This window comes from Clostridium sp. D53t1_180928_C8 (genome assembly GCF_015667795.1).
Taxonomy (GTDB): domain Bacteria; phylum Bacillota; class Clostridia; order Clostridiales; family Clostridiaceae; genus Clostridium.
Window position 1 is genome coordinate 40,695 of the sequence record NZ_JADPEL010000015.1, and the last position, 16,391, is coordinate 57,085.

General features: G+C 26.4%; 12 protein-coding genes. 11 read left to right on the forward strand and 1 reads right to left on the reverse strand.

The genetic code is table 11. The annotated features are described in order from the left end of the window. Nucleotides 1-16 precede the first annotated feature (16 nt). From I4V51_RS11255 to fucO, 10 genes are all read left to right on the forward strand, one after another. Nucleotides 17-1,165, forward strand: coding sequence for an ABC transporter permease (locus tag I4V51_RS11255; RefSeq protein WP_195988528.1), 1,149 nt, complete (start codon nucleotides 17-19; stop codon nucleotides 1,163-1,165). Nucleotides 1,166-1,172: 7 nt separating this feature from the next. Continuing rightward, on the forward strand, nucleotides 1,173-2,264 hold the full coding sequence (locus tag I4V51_RS11260; RefSeq protein ID WP_279325452.1) for an ABC transporter permease: 1,092 nt from the start codon (nucleotides 1,173-1,175) through the stop codon (nucleotides 2,262-2,264). Between the two features lie 78 nt (nucleotides 2,265-2,342). Continuing rightward, nucleotides 2,343-3,779 (forward strand): deoxyguanosinetriphosphate triphosphohydrolase, encoded by a 1,437-nt coding sequence (locus I4V51_RS11265; RefSeq protein WP_195988530.1) that lies wholly within the window; start codon nucleotides 2,343-2,345, stop codon nucleotides 3,777-3,779. 577 nt (nucleotides 3,780-4,356) lie between these two features. Continuing rightward, a complete protein-coding gene (locus I4V51_RS11270) occupies nucleotides 4,357-5,046 on the forward strand; it encodes a polyphosphate polymerase domain-containing protein (protein WP_195988531.1) in 690 nt (229 codons plus the stop codon). A 14-nt stretch (nucleotides 5,047-5,060) separates the two neighbouring features. Further along, entirely contained in the window at nucleotides 5,061-5,729 is a 669-nt protein-coding gene (locus tag I4V51_RS11275) for a DUF4956 domain-containing protein (protein ID WP_195988532.1), read from the forward strand. Nucleotides 5,730-5,737: 8 nt separating this feature from the next. After that, nucleotides 5,738-7,237 carry a CotH kinase family protein gene (locus tag I4V51_RS11280; RefSeq protein WP_195988533.1) on the forward strand — a complete coding sequence of 500 codons (1,500 nt, stop codon included), beginning with the start codon at nucleotides 5,738-5,740 and terminating at the stop codon, nucleotides 7,235-7,237. Nucleotides 7,238-7,249: 12 nt separating this feature from the next. Continuing rightward, nucleotides 7,250-9,343, forward strand: a complete 2,094-nt coding sequence (locus I4V51_RS11285; protein ID WP_195988534.1) for a hypothetical protein — start codon at nucleotides 7,250-7,252, stop codon at nucleotides 9,341-9,343. A gap of 15 nt (nucleotides 9,344-9,358) precedes the next feature. Then, a complete protein-coding gene (locus I4V51_RS11290) occupies nucleotides 9,359-10,495 on the forward strand; it encodes a HEAT repeat domain-containing protein (RefSeq protein WP_195988535.1) in 1,137 nt (378 codons plus the stop codon). Beyond that, the gene (locus I4V51_RS11295; RefSeq protein ID WP_195988536.1) at nucleotides 10,488-11,900 is read left to right on the forward strand and encodes a glycosyltransferase; all 1,413 of its coding nucleotides are present in this window, start codon (nucleotides 10,488-10,490) and stop codon (nucleotides 11,898-11,900) included. Before I4V51_RS11290 ends, I4V51_RS11295 begins: the two co-directional genes overlap by 8 nt. Before the next feature lie 322 nt (nucleotides 11,901-12,222). Then, the gene (gene fucO / locus I4V51_RS11300; protein ID WP_195988537.1) at nucleotides 12,223-13,389 is read left to right on the forward strand and encodes a lactaldehyde reductase; all 1,167 of its coding nucleotides are present in this window, start codon (nucleotides 12,223-12,225) and stop codon (nucleotides 13,387-13,389) included. A 160-nt stretch (nucleotides 13,390-13,549) separates the two neighbouring features. Here fucO and I4V51_RS11305 read toward each other — a convergent pair whose 3' ends face one another. Then, nucleotides 13,550-14,416 carry an AraC family transcriptional regulator gene (locus tag I4V51_RS11305; protein ID WP_195988538.1) on the reverse strand — a complete coding sequence of 289 codons (867 nt, stop codon included), beginning with the start codon at nucleotides 14,414-14,416 and terminating at the stop codon, nucleotides 13,550-13,552. 167 nt (nucleotides 14,417-14,583) lie between these two features. Here I4V51_RS11305 and I4V51_RS11310 point away from each other — a divergent pair, with 167 nt between their 5' ends. After that, nucleotides 14,584-16,377 carry an L-fucose isomerase gene (locus tag I4V51_RS11310; RefSeq protein ID WP_195988539.1) on the forward strand — a complete coding sequence of 598 codons (1,794 nt, stop codon included), beginning with the start codon at nucleotides 14,584-14,586 and terminating at the stop codon, nucleotides 16,375-16,377. Nucleotides 16,378-16,391 lie beyond the last annotated feature (14 nt).

Sequence of the window (16,391 nt, forward strand, 5' to 3'; positions counted from 1 at the left end):
GTAACTGAGGTTAAATATGATATTAATTAGTTTAATTAAAAAAGAAGTCTTACATTTTTTTAGAAATAAATCTAATGTAGCTACAATGTTTATATTCCCAATAGTTCTTATAGTTGTGATGGGATTTTCATTAAATGGTCTTATGAATGTTGATCATAATATATTTGAAAATGAAAAAGTATATTTTAAAGTTAATAATATAAATAAAGATAATAGATACTTACAAGTGTTTAATAGTTTTAAAGAAAACTGTGAAAGTAATATGAAAATAGAATTTGAAGAAGTATTAGATGATAATGAAGCTGAAAGTAATGTAAATAGCTTTCAAGGTCTTGCTTTTATAAATATATATGAAGATAAATATGACTTTTATAGAAATAAAGATAAGGAAAGTACAGCTCAAAAAATATTTAAAAGTGTTTTTAATCAATATCTAGATAGATATGCTTTGATAGATAGTGTGGTAAGTGAAAATCCTAATATTTTAAATGATATAGTAAAAGAAGTAAGTAACACAATAGTAAAGGAAGAGGGGATAAGTAGTAATGGAATAAATTCATTTACTTATTATACATTTGCAGAGCTTGTATTAATTATATTGTATATATCTCAAATAACTAGTGTATCAGCTTATAATGAAAGAGTTGAAAATACACTATCTAGACTAAAAATATCTAAAGTAAATAATTTTAGTATCATATTATCAAAGATAACTTTAGGGATAACAGTAGGTATAATTCAAATAATTATAGTTTATTTTGTTAGCAACGTTTTTCTAAATATTAATTGGGGAGAAAATCTAGTAATAATGTTAATGGTTTTAATATCTTTAATAATTTTTAGTTCTATTTTAGGAGTTACTATTAGTTTTATTTTTAAAGATAATAAAGCAGCATCAAGTGTAATCAATACCTTATTAATAGTTTTAGGTTTTTTAGGTGGAGCATATGTTCCAATATCTCTAATAAGGGCAAATGAAGTGACTAATATGCTATGTCAGATTACTCCAACTTATTGGGCAAATATATCATTATTAAGTTTAAGCTCTGGAATTACAACTAATTACTCAACAGTATCAATAGTTTTATCCTTAGAATTATCTTTAATATTATTAGTTATATGTATTGTTAGCAGTAACATGAGAGTTGGTGATAATATTGTTTAGAGTGATGATGAATACTACAAAATTATTACTTAAGAAAAGGAGTTTCATTGTTATGGGAATAATAGCTCCTGCAATTGTAATTGTATTTTTTAGCTTTGCTTTTGGCAAGGATATGAATTATAAGGTTGGAATAATTGATAAAGATAATAGCTATATTTCAAAAGAGATAATAGATGTTATAAATGCTATAGAAGATGTAGACATAACAGATATAAGTAAAGATAATTATGAAATTTTACTTGCATCTCATCAGATACAGATAGCAATTATAATTGAAGATAATTTCAGTGATAATTTATTAAATTTAGAAGAGAGTAAAATTACTATAAAATCAATTTCTAATAGTGATGTTAAGGAAACCTTAGTATCTATTATAAAATCAAAAGTAAATAATTTAAGTTTAATAGCTAAAGTAAGTAATAAAAATATAGATACCTTTAAAGAAAAAAATGAAGCTTATAAAAATAATTTACTTGAATATAACCTAAGTGAAGTTGAAGAAAGTAAGCCTGTTATAGAAAACTCTATAGGAATAGTTATAATGATGATATTAATAAGTGGGGCTGCTATAGCTAATTTTTTAATTGAAGATGAAGAACATAATACTAAATCAAGGGTTTTAGTTAGTGGTATAAAGCAACATAAGTATTATATGGCTTTGCTTATAGTATTTTATTTAGTATCTTCTATAAGTAGCCTTATATATTATGTTCTTTGCAAGTTATTAAATTTGGATTTTGGTATGAATAATACTAATAACTTTTTATTAGTTATGCTATTACTTAATTTAGTAGCTATATCTTTGAATTTATGTATTGTTAGTTTTAGTAGGAATAGATATATTGCTAGCACTATTAATATATTAATAGTTATACCAACTTGTATGATATCAGGAGTATTTTGGGATTTTGAAATTATGCCCGGTTACTTGCAAAAAATAGGAAGCTTAATGCCTCAGAGATGGATATATAAATGTATAGAAAATTTACAGGTATATGGTAGTTTAAGCTCAATATATCAATATGTTTTTTATATGATAGCTATATCTGTATTATTATTTAGTTTTAGTTTATCTATGTTTAGAATAAGAAAAGTATAAAAAGTGAGAATAAAAATATTAAAAATAGTTGAAATTAAATCTATGGAATAATTAAATAGTGAAAAGGAAAGTTTAGTTATGGCTAGATTTACATGGAAACAAATATTAAATAAAAATCGTATTAGAGATTATAAAGGTACTAAAAGGAATTTAGATTGCAGAGATGAATTTGAAAATGATTATGATAGAATTTTATTTAGTGCATCATTTAGAAGACTTCAAGATAAAGCACAGGTATTTCCTTTAGAAAAGTTAGACTTTGTTAGAACAAGATTAACTCATTCATTAGAAGTATCTTCAATTGCAAAATCTCTTGCTATAAGCATTGGATATAAATTAATTGACATTACAGCAAAATCTGATGATAAAGTAACTGCTGTAATGGTAGAAGAAATGAGCAATGTTTTAGCATGTGCAGGACTTATACATGATTTGGGGAATCCTCCGTTTGGTCATTTTGGAGAAGTTGCTATTAGAGAGTGGTTTGAAGAAAAATTATCTAAAAATGATGATAATACTTATACTTTTAGTTATGATAAATACACATTTAACTTAGATAAACAAGAAGCTTTAGATTTATTAAATTTTGAAGGTAATGCACAAGGTTTAAGAATTTTGACAAAGCTTCATTTTGTTATTGATAGATTTGGGATGAATTTAACAACTGGAGTATTGAGTTCAGTTATAAAATATCCTATTTCATCAATTGAATTAGAAAAAAGTAAATTAAATAAAATGGGATATTATAAATCAGAAAGTGCAGTTTTTAAAGAAATTGCAGATGAAACTAACATATGGGGTAGTAGAAATCCATTGGTATATATTTTAGAAGCAGCTGATGATATAGCATATCTATTAGGAGATTTAGAAGATTCTTTTAATAAAAATATAATATCTCATGATGTTTTTAAAGCAAAGTATGAAGATTTCATTAAAGAAGAAGGTTATGAAGAGAAAACTTTAGAGGAAAGCTTATCGTTTTATTTATCAAAAAATTATGATATAGCAAAAGAGGAGTATGGGTATGAGGATCCAGGAGAATATGCTTTAAAATCATTTGTAATAAAGCTAAATAGATATTTAAAAGATTCAGTTATAGAGGAGTTTCTTGATTCTTATGATGAAATAATGGATGGAGTTTATCAAGGTGATTTAATAGGAAATTCAAAGGCTAAAAATATATCTATGTTTTTGAGAAATATATCTAAAGAGTATGTTTATACTAATGAAAGAATAGTTGCTAATGAAATTGTAGGGTATAATATAATTCATAGCTTACTAGATATATTTATACCTGCTACTTTAAATAAAGATGTTAAACCTTATAAGGGGTATGATGGCAAGTTGTATTCTTTAATTTCTAAGAATTATAGATTTGTTTGTGAAAATAATATAGATCAAAGAGAATGTAGTGAAGAATATTCAAGATTATTATTAGTAACAGATTTTATCTGTGGTATGACAGATTCTTATGCAGCTTATCTTTATCAAGAAATTAGGGGGATGAAAGTATAAAAAGTAATACTCAATTATCATATAATAAAAGATATTAATTTATAAAAAACTTACAGAAAGTTATATTGTGTACTTTTTGTAAGTTTTTGTTTTAAAATAAAAAAATAAACTTATATTCTATAAATTTGAATAAAATAAAATTTAACTTAATTAATACAATAAAATTAAATTTTACAATAGATATCTATATAAGTAATTGATTTATATGTACATGCATGATATAGTATTGTTAGCTAATTTTAGACAAAATATATTATAAAATTCAAAAAATAACAGTAAATCTGAAATAATATTTTAAAAATATTAAAATAATGCTGAAATTTTATGAAAGTTTTATAAGTATAATAATTTAGGAGCAAATAAGAGTAAGATTAAAGTGTAATTAAAAATATAAATTTAGGTATTATTAAGTTTATAACAGTTGTTAAATATATTAAAGGTACTCTTATCAATAGGATAGGAGTATTTTTTTAGTAAAAAATAATATTTACATAATTAAAAATAAATACATTATTAATTATGTAAATGTTTAAATAGATTTATTATTAATTTCTTATATTCCAAGGGGGTGAAAGTAATGATTGTAAATAGGAGGGAATTAAAGTACCCAATAGGAGAAATAGACTATTATAGAGTAAATAAATTATTCAATGAAATATTAACTCCTGACAAAAACAATGGGAAATATGGATATAAAATTAGAAGTCTATATTTTGACAGTATAAATAATGATGACTATTATGCAAAAGTTGGTGGGGAAGAAGTAAGAAAAAAAATTAGATTGAGAATATATGATACTAAATCAACTAAAGTAAAGCTTGAAATAAAAAGAAAGCTAAATATAAGTCAAATAAAAGAAACTACAACTATAAGCAAAGAAGATGCTATAAGCTTGATAAATAAGGACTATAGTGTTCTTTTAAAATATGATGAAATAGCACATTCTGCTTATAATATTATGACCATGGGTCAGTATCAGCCTGTAGTTTTAATTGATTATAATAGAAGAGCTTATATACATACAGAAAACAATATAAGAGTTACATTAGATAGTGATATAAGATCTAATGAATTTGATTTTAATATGTTTAGTGATGATGTAACAATGGTACCAGCTTTTGATTATTATAATGCATTGTTGGAAGTTAAATTTGATGGTGAATTATTTTGCTGGATTTCTCAAGCTTTGGTTGGTTTAGATACAACTAATTATTCAATTAGTAAATATTGTAGTGGAAGAAGATTTTATGAAAATTATATATTATAAGGTGGTTTATTAAAATGAAAGAAATATTATATGAATATTTATTATCACAGAATGGAAGTACAACTGTATTTGATGCATTAGAAATGATGGGGATAGCCCTATTACTATCAATGGTAATATTTTGGACTTACAAAATTACTTTTAGTGGAGTTATGTATAACAGAAAATTTAATGTATCTTTAATTATGTTAACACTTGTTACAACTATGGTTATGATTGTAATTGGTAGTGATATAGCATTATCACTAGGTATGGTTGGAGCATTATCTATAGTTCGTTTTAGAACAGCAATTAAGGATCCAAGAGATACAGGATATATATTCTGGTGTATAGCCATTGGTATTAGTGTTGGTAGTGGAAATTATATGATATCAATTATTGGATCATTATTTTTATTTGTTGTATTATCTATTTTTAGTTTTAGTGGTTTTGGAAAAGAAGAAAGATATATTCTTATAGTTAGGGGACTTAGAGAAAAGGAAGAAGATATTATGAGATGTGTATTTAATTCTTTTAAGGGAAGTCAATTAAGAGCTAAGAATTCAATTGGAAACAATATAGAAATAATTTATCAAATAAAAATTAAAAATAGTGATGATAAAAACATAGTTGATGATTTATATAAAATAGAAGGTGTAAATACAGTTAATATTGTTGCTCAAAATGGAGAAACAATAGGTTAGGTGATTTTATGAAAAAAGATATCTTAAGGGGATTCATGGCCTTAGTATTTATTTTTCTAACGTTAATATCTTGTGCTCTTTTAAAAGAATTTAAAGGAGACGTTAAAGAGTTAGATGGGGATAATGGAAACAATGAATCTAATAAATTTTATGGATATAATTTAGAAAATACTACATTTAACTTACCTGTAGTTATAATAAATACAAATGGGAACTCAGTAAAAAGACAAGAAGATATAACTGCTGATATGCAAGTATATGATAGTAATAACAATACTTTAAATGAAGAGCCTAGCTTAGAAAGTAGGATTAACATAAGCATAAGAGGTAATAGTACATCTAAATATCCTAAAAAACAATATAGCTTAGAGTTTATAAATAGTAAAGGTGAAGAAAAGAGTAAAAAGATATTAGATATGGAAAAGGGATCTGATTGGATATTAAATGGACCTTTTTCTGATAAATCCTTAATGAGAAATTATATAGCTTATAAAACAGCTAGAAATATAATGGAATATGCTCCTGATGTAAGATTCTGTGAAGTTTTTGTAATTGATGATGGCAGCAAGACTATTAAAGAGGAACATTATAAGGGTGTATATCTAATGATAGAAAAAATAAAGAGAGATGAAAATAGAGTAGAAATTACTAAATCTCAAGATAATATGAACGAGACAAGCTTTATTGTCTCTAAGGATAGAGTAAAAGAAAGTGATATAGGATTAAATAGTTATGGGGTTCAAACTTATATTGATTTTTATGGATTAAATATAGAATATCCTAAAAAACAACTTACTGAAGGAAAGTATGAATATATAAATAAATATATTAGTGAATTTGAAAGAATATTATATTCAGATAAATTTAATGATCCAATAGATGGATATAGGAAGTATATAGATGTAGATTCTTTTGTAGATTACTACATTATAAATGAATTTTTCAAAAATACAGATGCAGGTTTATTAAGTACATATTTCTATAAAGATTATGCAGGAAAATTAAAAGCAGGTCCAATATGGGATTTTAATAAATCATTAGGTAATCATAATGAGGAGATAGGGATACCATACGACTATACATCATTTTTCATGATTAATCGACCATGGTTTGATAGATTAATGGAAGATAAAAGTTTTAGTGAGCAGGTTGTAAATAGGTTTAAGTATCTACGAACAACATATTTAAGTGATAATTACTTAATGGAAATGATTGATGAAGCATTGACTCTTTTAGGAGATGCACCAAAGCGTAATTTTTATAAATGGTCAATAGAAATGTGTAATCAGGCTGAAGTATTTGAAGATAATGGAGATATAACACAATCTTATTCATTGAATATAGAACCTTATAGAGAATTTTTAGAAAAAAATCAAAAATTATTAAAAAGTACTGAATATAGATCAAAATCATATGAAGAAGAGATATTAATGATGAAAGAATTTATAATTAATAGAGGAAAATGGATGGATGATAATATAGACAGTCTTAGCAAATGGGCGAGCTAATAGGAGATAAAAATGAAAAAGTTTTTAATAATTTCTACAATAATATTTATATTTCTTACTAGTCATATAAGTGAATTTATATCAGATAAATTACGAAGCACTGACTCTTATTTTACTAAAGTTATAGATAAAGATATATATATAACTAAAAATGATAAATGGGAGAAGTTATATATAAAAGGTATTAATCTTACATCAACAAGACCTGGTGCTTACGAAAGTGAGAATAAAGTAACATATGAAGAATATTTGAGTTGGATATCATTAATAAGTGATATGGGAGTAAATTGTATAAGAGTACCTAATTTGATGGGACATGATTTCTATAAAGCATTAGAAGAATTTAATAGAGATAAGGAAGAGCCAATTTACTTAATGCAAGGTATATATTTTGATGAAACTTATTTACAAGATGGCTATGACCCTCAAAGTAGTAATTTAAAATCAATATTTAAGGATAATATAAAGTTAATAGTTGATTCGATACATGGGAATCCATATAACTATGATAAACCTGATATATTACAAAACTATACTACAAGTGTTTCAGAATATGTACTTGGGTATACAGTTGGAATAGAGTTTGCAGAAGATGATTTAATATATACAGAAATTATGAATGAAAATAAAAGTTATAATGGTGAGTATATTTATACAGACAATGATTCTTCATCATTTGAATCATATTTAGCACAAATGGGAGATTATCTAGCTAATTATGAAATGAAAACTTATGAAAATCAAAGATTAATAAGCTTTATAGGATCATCATCATATCATATAGTTAGTAGTAGAGAAAATCCTAATGAAGATAATGTTATATCAAACTTATCAACAGATAAGTATTCAGCTAAAAAGTATATTGATATAGAAAATATAAAATATAAAAATAATTTAAAAACAGGAATAGTAGTTTCTTATAATATATTTCCATCATATTCTGAGATAAAAGAATATCAAGGAGATTTAAAATATTATTTTGAGAAAATAAATGATTATCATACTATTCCAGTTTTAATAAGTGAATTAGGAATACCTTCATCTAGAGTAGCTAATAGTTTTAATGAAGGAAATGAATATGTAAATGAAGAAGAGCAAGGAAAATTATTAGTACAAGCTTATAAAGATATTAAAGCTTCTAGTTGTGCAGGTGGGTTTATCTTTGAATTCCAAGATAGTTGGAATAGATCTTCTTGGAATACTAGAGATAGTAAAATATTAGATAGGTCAGCTTATTGGAGTGATGCACAAACATATGCACAAAGTTTTGGTGTTATGGCTTTTGATCCAGGAGAAGCTAAAAGTATTTCTTATCCGGATGAAAGTATTGATGAGTGGAGCAGTAATGATGTTATAAGTGAAGATGAAAATATAACTTTATCTATGAAAAGTGATGAGAAATATTTATACTTTATGATTAAATCATTAAATGACTTTGATTTTGAAAAAAATGAAGTATATATAGATTTAGATGTAACACCAAAGTCAGGTGTTGAAAAAAGCTCACAATTTAATTTAACATTTGAAAAACCTATAGATTTTATTATAGAGATTAATGAAAAGGAAAACTCTAGGGTGTATGTTCATGAGTATTATAATGAATTTACATTTAACAAGAATAAAAAGCTAAATAAAATAAGGCCAGATTTAATAAATCATAAGTATGATATGGATGAATTTTCTAAAATATTTATGGAGGTAAGCCCTAAAACTTATGTGGAGAGCCTAAATAGCTTTATAGATGAAATCAACTATGAAACAGGAAAATTAGTATATGGAAATGCAAATCCGAGCAGTGAAGATTTTAACTCAGTTTCAGATTTTTATATAGGAGATAATTATATTGAAATTAGAATACCATGGGCTTTATTAAATTTTATGGATCCTTCTACAAAGCAAATAAAAGACGATTTCTATAAAGAGTTTAATATTAAGCCATTACAGATAAAAGATCTAAATGTGGGATGTACTATAAAAGAGAATGGATTAATAATAAAAAGATTAAAAAGTGAAGAATATGATTTAGAGAGTTGGATTATACCAAAGTACCATGAGAGATTAAAAGAGTCATATTATATTTTGAAGGAAGAGTTAAATAAAGAATAGGAAAGGTAATATATAATGCAAAATGTAGCGAAGATATATATAATTTTAAGCTTCTTCATATATATAATTTTATCAGCTATAGTGTATATGATAATAATAGATAAAATAGATATTATTTATAATAAAAAGGTTAAAAAACTAGATACTACTTTTAAGAAAGTAGTTTTGCAACAGTTAAATTGTATTAAGGAAGATAAGGGAATTTCTAAAATTGATATTCAATATGTATTGAATAAGTTAAAAAAGAAGCATTATATAAACTCATTTATTAATGCAATAACTGAGTTTAATAAGGATAGAGAAAATCATAATTTTACTAGGATATATAGTAGCAACTTTGAAGATTTTATAGAGGCATTTTTAAAAAAGAATAAGAAAAAAGATGAAACAATAAAAGCTTTTTGCGCAGTTGTATTAGGTGAATTTAAACTAAGTAATTATGAAGTTAATACTTTCTTAATAGAATGCTTAAATACTAACTCAATATATTTAAGAGTAGCTTCTCTTGAAGCTATTTCTAAAATAGGTAATGAAAAAAACTTTATTCAAGCAATTAAATATATTTCAGATAAGAACTATTACATACATAATAAAGTATTCATTGATATATTAAATCAATTTGAGGGAAATACATACCTATTAAATAAAGAATTACTTAATAATTTTAATGTTTTTAATAACAATTTAAAAAAGAATATAATAGAACATTATAAAAATAATAAAGTTGAATTTGTTAAAGAAAATTTAATAGATATATTAAAGGGGAAAAATGCTGAAAAGGAAATTAGAATAAGCATTATTAAGTATTTTTCATCCGTAATCCATAAATATGCTCAGGATGTAATTATTGAGATTCTAAGGAGAGGTGACTGGGAATATAGGGCTGTATGTGCAACGGCATTAGCTAGTTATAAAAATGAAGATAGTGTGAATGCATTATTAGTAAGTGTCACTGATAAAAACTGGTATGTAAGATATAATTCAGCAATTTCTTTATTACAGTTTGGTGATGATGTAATAGATTTGGTTTTTTTAAAAGAAGACAAGTACTCTAGAGATATTATTTTTTATGCTATGTTTATGAAAAATAAAATAAGTTATGAAGAGTATCTAGAAAAATCTAGAGATTTAGAGGGAATTTATAATGTTTAAGTTAGTTATTGAATATTTAAATATATTTTTTATGTACTATATATTTATATACTCAGTTATATTTTTTATATCTACTATTTCGTCAGTTTTGGAGCTTTACGATAGTAGGAGAAAGAAAAAGTTTTTAAATGAGATATCAATAAAGAGTCGTGAAAATTATATACCGATTTCCATTTTAGTTCCAGCCTATAATGAAGAGGAAACTATAGTTGATTGTATAAAATCATTATCATATTTAGATTATTCTGAATATGAAATAATTGTAATAGATGATGGATCAAAAGATAGTACTTCAAAGGTTGTTATTGAGAAATTTAATCTAAAAAAAATAGCAAGGCCAATTCGAAGAGTTGTTCAATGTGAAAAAGAGGAAAGTGTTTATGAGGGATATACATTTAACAATAAAAAAATAACACTTGTTAAAAAGAAAAATGGCGGAAAAGCAGATGCTCTTAATATGGGAATAAATATATCTAAATATCCATTATTTGTTTCACTTGATGCAGATTCAATACTTCAGAGAGATTCTTTAAGCAATATAGTAAGACCATTTATGGAAGATTATACAACTGTTGCTGTTGGGGGAAATATAAAAGTCGCTAATCAAGTTATATTAGATAAAGGAGAGGTTGTAAAAACATTTTCACCTAAAAAATTACTAGTAATATTCCAGCTTATAGAATATTATAGAGTCTTTTTAACAACAAGAGTTTGGTTTAATAGATTTAATGGGAATTTAATTATTTCTGGAGCATTTGGATTATTTAAAAAAAGTTCCGTACTTAATATTGGAGGATATGATACTAATACTGTAGGAGAAGATATGGATCTTGTAGTAAAGCTTCATTCGTTCTATAGAAAAAATAAGCTTCCATATAAAATTAAATATGCATATGATGCAATTTGTTGGTCTCAAGTACCAGAGAAATTTAAGGATTTTAAGAATCAAAGAAGACGTTGGCATATAGGTCTCATGACTAGTTTGATAAATCACAAATATATATTATTAAATCCTAAATATGGACTTGTAGGGGTATTTTCTTTCTTATATTTCTTAATATATGAATTATTATCATGCATATTAGATATAGTAGGAATAGTTATAGTGATTTTATCATATTTTACGGGAATATTAAGTATAGATTTTCTATTTGTATTTTTTATGTTTTATATTGCCTATGGGGTAGTAATATCATTTACGTCTATAATGTTAGAAAACTATGTGTTTAATCATATACCAAGTAGATGGACTATTTTAAAGTTAATACTTTTATCTTTAATAGAGTGTTTTGGATATAGACAAATTTGTTCTTGGTGTAGATTAACTGGAATTATAGGTTATAGAAAGAGAAAGCATGAATGGAATAAAATAAGCAGAAGAAAGCAAAATAAAGTTTACAATTAAAATAGGGCTTTAATAGGCGGAATTAGTCTATTAAAGCCTTAAATTATTTAGAAGTAAGGTAGCTAATATTATGCATAGTGGATTTATTATATAGGAGTAGCAAATTTGGCTGGGATATTAATAATAATTTAGGTAAAATAGAACTAGAAATAATTGATTTATAAATAAAGGTTAAAATAAAAGTAGGAAGTAATAATTAAAAAAAGAAGATAAAAAATAAAAGGTGAAAATAGTTATATTTTTAGAAAACAAATTACTATAAAAACCCCAAAAGAAAACGTTATAATAATATTATAATATAAAGTTTAAGGGGGATATGAGGATGGCAAATAAGATAGTATTAAATGAAACATCTTATCATGGAGCAGGTGCAATAAAGGAAATAATTACAGAGGTTAAAGGGAGAAATTTGAAAAAGGCCTTTTTATGTTCTGATCCAGATCTAATAAAATTTGGAGTAACAGAAAAAGTAATTAATGTATTAGAAGAAGCTAGTCTTTCATATGAAGTATATTCTGATATAAAGCCAAATCCAACAATAGAAAATGTACAAAGTGGAGTAGAGGCATTTAAAGCATCAGGCGCAGATTACATAATTGCAGTTGGTGGAGGTTCATCTATAGATACAGCAAAAGCTGTAGGTATAATAATAAAAAATCCGGAATTTGAAGATGTTAGAAGCTTAGAGGGATTATCAGAAACTAAAAATAAATGTGTACCAATAATTGCAGTACCAACAACTGCAGGTACTGCAGCAGAGGTTACTATAAACTATGTTATAACAGATATTGAGAAAAATAGGAAGTTTGTATGTGTAGATGCAAATGATATACCAGTAGTTGCAATAGTGGACCCAGAAATGACAGCAAGTATGCCAAGAGGACTTACAGCTGCAACTGGAATGGATGCATTAACTCATGCAATAGAAGGATTCATAACTGGTGGGGCATGGGAAATGTCTGATATGTTCCATTTAAAAGCTATAGAATTAATTTCTAATAATTTAAGAGGTGCAGTAGAAAACACTAAAGAAGGAAGAGAAGGAATGGCTCTTGGACAATATATAGCTGGTATGGGATTCTCTAACGTAGGACTAGGAATAGTTCACTCAATGGCTCATACTTTAGGAGCTCTATATGATACACCACATGGAATAGCAAATGCAATAATTTTACCAACTGTAATGGAATATAATGCAGATGTAACAGGAGATAAGTATAAGTATATAGCGATAGCTATGGGCGTTAAAGGTGTAGAAGATATGAATGAAAGTGAATATAGAAAAGCTGCAATAGATGCAGTTAAGAAGCTTTCATCAGATATAGGAATTCCAAAGGATTTAACAGAAATAGTTAAAGAAGAAGATATTCCTTTCTTATCTCAATCAGCATATGAAGATGCTTGTAGACCAGGAAATCCAAAAGAAACATCAGTTGAGGATATTGCTGAATTATTCAAATCATTAGTGTGCGTAAAAGTTAATAATTAATTTTAAAAAATAAATTCCTTTTCATTTTTAGAATGAGTAAATTAAAAAGTAGCTTCAAATCCACAATAATTAAAGTTAAACTTTTTAAACCACCACTTATAAAGAAGCAATCTCGAAAATATTTTTAGGAGATTGCTTCTTTAATTATATTACTTAAGTTTTAAATGCTTTTTGATAAAAATGTCTTTATGTATTGTTTAGGAGTTATTCCTTTATATTTTTTGAAAGTTTTAATGAAGTAGCTTACATCATTAAATCCACAATCAAGAGCAACGTCAGTAATACATATATCTTTAGTTAACATAAGCTCACAGGCAACGTCAATTCTATAATAATTTAAATATTCAATAGGGGTTTTATTAGTCATTTGATGAAAAAATCTACAGAAATACTTTGGAGTCATTCCAACAGATTTTGATAAATCTTCAAGGGTAAGAGGTTCAGAAAACTTTTCTTCTAATAAAGTTAATACTGTTTTTAATTGCTGTAAAGAGGTGTTAGTTCTCTTTGTAGATGAGCTTTTAGTTTTATATAATCCACTTCTTAAAATCATGCCTAATAAAGCATATAATGAGCCTTGTACAATAAGTTCAAAGCCAGGTTCTTTTGAATTTATTGCTTCAAATAAGTAATTGCACCAAATATCAATATGTTCGTTATGTCCAGAAATAATAGCATCAATTATTTTATTATGATTAATAATATCACTTAATAGTTTTGTACAGGTAATATTCTTCTTTAATAATAAATTCATATCAAATACTATACATTCATAAACGCAATTAACAGGAGTTCCGCCATGAACTACACCATCATGAATAAATAAAATATCTCCAGCCTTAGATAATATTTTTTCATCATCTAATATTAATGAAAATTCACCTTCTAAAACTCTTATAATTTCACATTGAGTATGCCAGTGCAAGTCCATATTATATCTAGGATGATCTTGAGTAACATGATAAAACTCGATTGGAAAATCAAAGGTTCCATGTTCCTTTTCTTCTTTAAAATCAAAGTATTTCATAAAATTACCTCCAATTGTAATAAAAGTGAATATTGTTATATTTTTAATCTATTATAGCACAAGAAAAAGGTTTACAAAAGAAATATAATAAACTCATAGAAGTTAACAAAAAAAGAAATAAAAATTTAAGAAGATAATATTGATAAGATAGATGGGAGAGGATTTATATGGCAAAGAGTAGATTAATAGGTGGTTATCCAGTTATAGGTATAAGACCAACAATTGATGCAAGAAAAGGAGTTTTAGATGTTAGAGGTTCATTAGAAGAACAAACAATGAATATGGCTAAATCAGCAGCAAAGCTATTTGAAGAAAATTTAAAATATTCTAATGGCGAGAGTGTAAAGGTTGTCATTGCTGATTCGACAATTGGAAGAGTTCCAGAGTCAGCTGCTTGTGAAGAAAAGTTTAAAAGAGAAGGCGTTGATATAACTCTTACAGTAACTCCATGTTGGTGTTATGGATCAGAAACTATGGATATGAATCCAATGACTATTAAAGGAGTATGGGGATTCAATGGAACTGAAAGACCAGGAGCTGTTTATTTAGCTTCAGTTTTAGCAACTCATGCACAAAAAGGTTTACCTGCATTCGGTATTTATGGACATGATGTTCAAGATGCAGATGCAACTGAAATACCAGAAGATGTTAAAGAAAAATTATTAAGATTTGGTAGAGCAGCAGTAGCAGCAGCTTCTATGAGAGGAAAATCTTACTTACAAATTGGTTCTATATGTATGGGTATTGGAGGATCTATAATTGATTCATCATTTATAGAAGAATACTTAGGAATGAGAGTAGAATCAGTTGATGAAACAGAAATAATAAGAAGAATGTCTGAAGGCATATATGATCCAGAAGAATATGAAAGAGCTCTTAAATGGACTAAGGAAAAATGTACAGAAGGATTTGATACTAATCCAGATCATGTTCAAAAATCTAGAGAGCAAAAAGATGAAGATTGGGAATTCGTTGTTAAGATGATGTGCATCATTAAGGATTTAATGAATGGTAATAAAAACTTACCAGCTGGATGCGAAGAAGAAAAATTAGGTCATAATGCAATTGCAGCAGGTTTCCAAGGTCAAAGACAATGGACAGACTTTTATCCAAACTGTGATTTCCCAGAAGCATTACTTAATACATCTTTTGACTGGGATGGAGCTAGAGAACCTTATGTTTTAGCTACTGAAAATGATGTATTAAATGGTATAAGTATGTTATTTGGTAAATTATTAACTAATACAGCTCAAATATTCTCAGATGTTCGTACTTACTGGAGTCCAGAAGCAGTTAAGAAGGCTACAGGATATGAATTAGAAGGTATAGCTAAAGAATCTGATGGATTTATACATTTAATAAATTCAGGAGCATCTTGCTTAGATGGTTCAGGACAAGCTAAAGATGAAAATGGAAATGGAGTAATTAAACCTTGGTATGATGTAACAGAGGAAGACAGAGAAGCAATCTTAAAAGCAACTACTTGGAATCCAGCTAATAATGGATACTTCAAAGGTGGCGGATATTCTTCAAGATTCTTAACAGAAGCAGAAATGCCAGTTACAATGTGTAGAATTAACCTTGTTAAAGGGGTAGGACCTGTACTTCAATTAGTTGAAGGATATACTGTAAATCTTCCTCATGAAGTATCAGATAAGCTATGGAAGAGAACTGACTATACTTGGCCTTGTACTTGGTTTGCTCCAAGATTAACAGGAGAAGGTGCTTTCAAATCAGCTTATGATGTAATGAATAACTGGGGAGCTAACCACGGAGCTATTAGTTATGGACATATAGGTGCAGATATAATTACTTTATGTTCTATGTTAAGAATTCCTGTAAGTATGCACAATGTACCAGAAGAAAAGATATTTAGACCAGCTGCATGGAATGCTTTTGGAATGGATAAGGAAGGTCAAGATTATAGAGCTTGCCAAGTTTATGGACCACTATATAAATAATAAATTAATTAGGT

What these genes read in the sequence shown, in the direction of transcription:
- I4V51_RS11255 (WP_195988528.1), top strand. Translation starts at nt 17, where the DNA reads ATGATATTAATTAGTTTAATTAAAAAAGAAGTCTTACATTTTTTTAGA.
- I4V51_RS11260 (WP_279325452.1), top strand. Translation starts at nt 1,173, where the DNA reads ATGAATACTACAAAATTATTACTTAAGAAAAGGAGTTTCATTGTTATG.
- I4V51_RS11265 (WP_195988530.1), top strand. Translation starts at nt 2,343, where the DNA reads ATGGCTAGATTTACATGGAAACAAATATTAAATAAAAATCGTATTAGA.
- I4V51_RS11270 (WP_195988531.1), top strand. Translation starts at nt 4,357, where the DNA reads ATGATTGTAAATAGGAGGGAATTAAAGTACCCAATAGGAGAAATAGAC.
- I4V51_RS11275 (WP_195988532.1), top strand. Translation starts at nt 5,061, where the DNA reads ATGAAAGAAATATTATATGAATATTTATTATCACAGAATGGAAGTACA.
- I4V51_RS11280 (WP_195988533.1), top strand. Translation starts at nt 5,738, where the DNA reads ATGAAAAAAGATATCTTAAGGGGATTCATGGCCTTAGTATTTATTTTT.
- I4V51_RS11285 (WP_195988534.1), top strand. Translation starts at nt 7,250, where the DNA reads ATGAAAAAGTTTTTAATAATTTCTACAATAATATTTATATTTCTTACT.
- I4V51_RS11290 (WP_195988535.1), top strand. Translation starts at nt 9,359, where the DNA reads ATGCAAAATGTAGCGAAGATATATATAATTTTAAGCTTCTTCATATAT.
- I4V51_RS11295 (WP_195988536.1), top strand. Translation starts at nt 10,488, where the DNA reads ATGTTTAAGTTAGTTATTGAATATTTAAATATATTTTTTATGTACTAT.
- fucO (WP_195988537.1), top strand. Translation starts at nt 12,223, where the DNA reads ATGGCAAATAAGATAGTATTAAATGAAACATCTTATCATGGAGCAGGT.
- I4V51_RS11305 (WP_195988538.1), bottom strand. Translation starts at nt 14,416, where the DNA reads ATGAAATACTTTGATTTTAAAGAAGAAAAGGAACATGGAACCTTTGAT.
- I4V51_RS11310 (WP_195988539.1), top strand. Translation starts at nt 14,584, where the DNA reads ATGGCAAAGAGTAGATTAATAGGTGGTTATCCAGTTATAGGTATAAGA.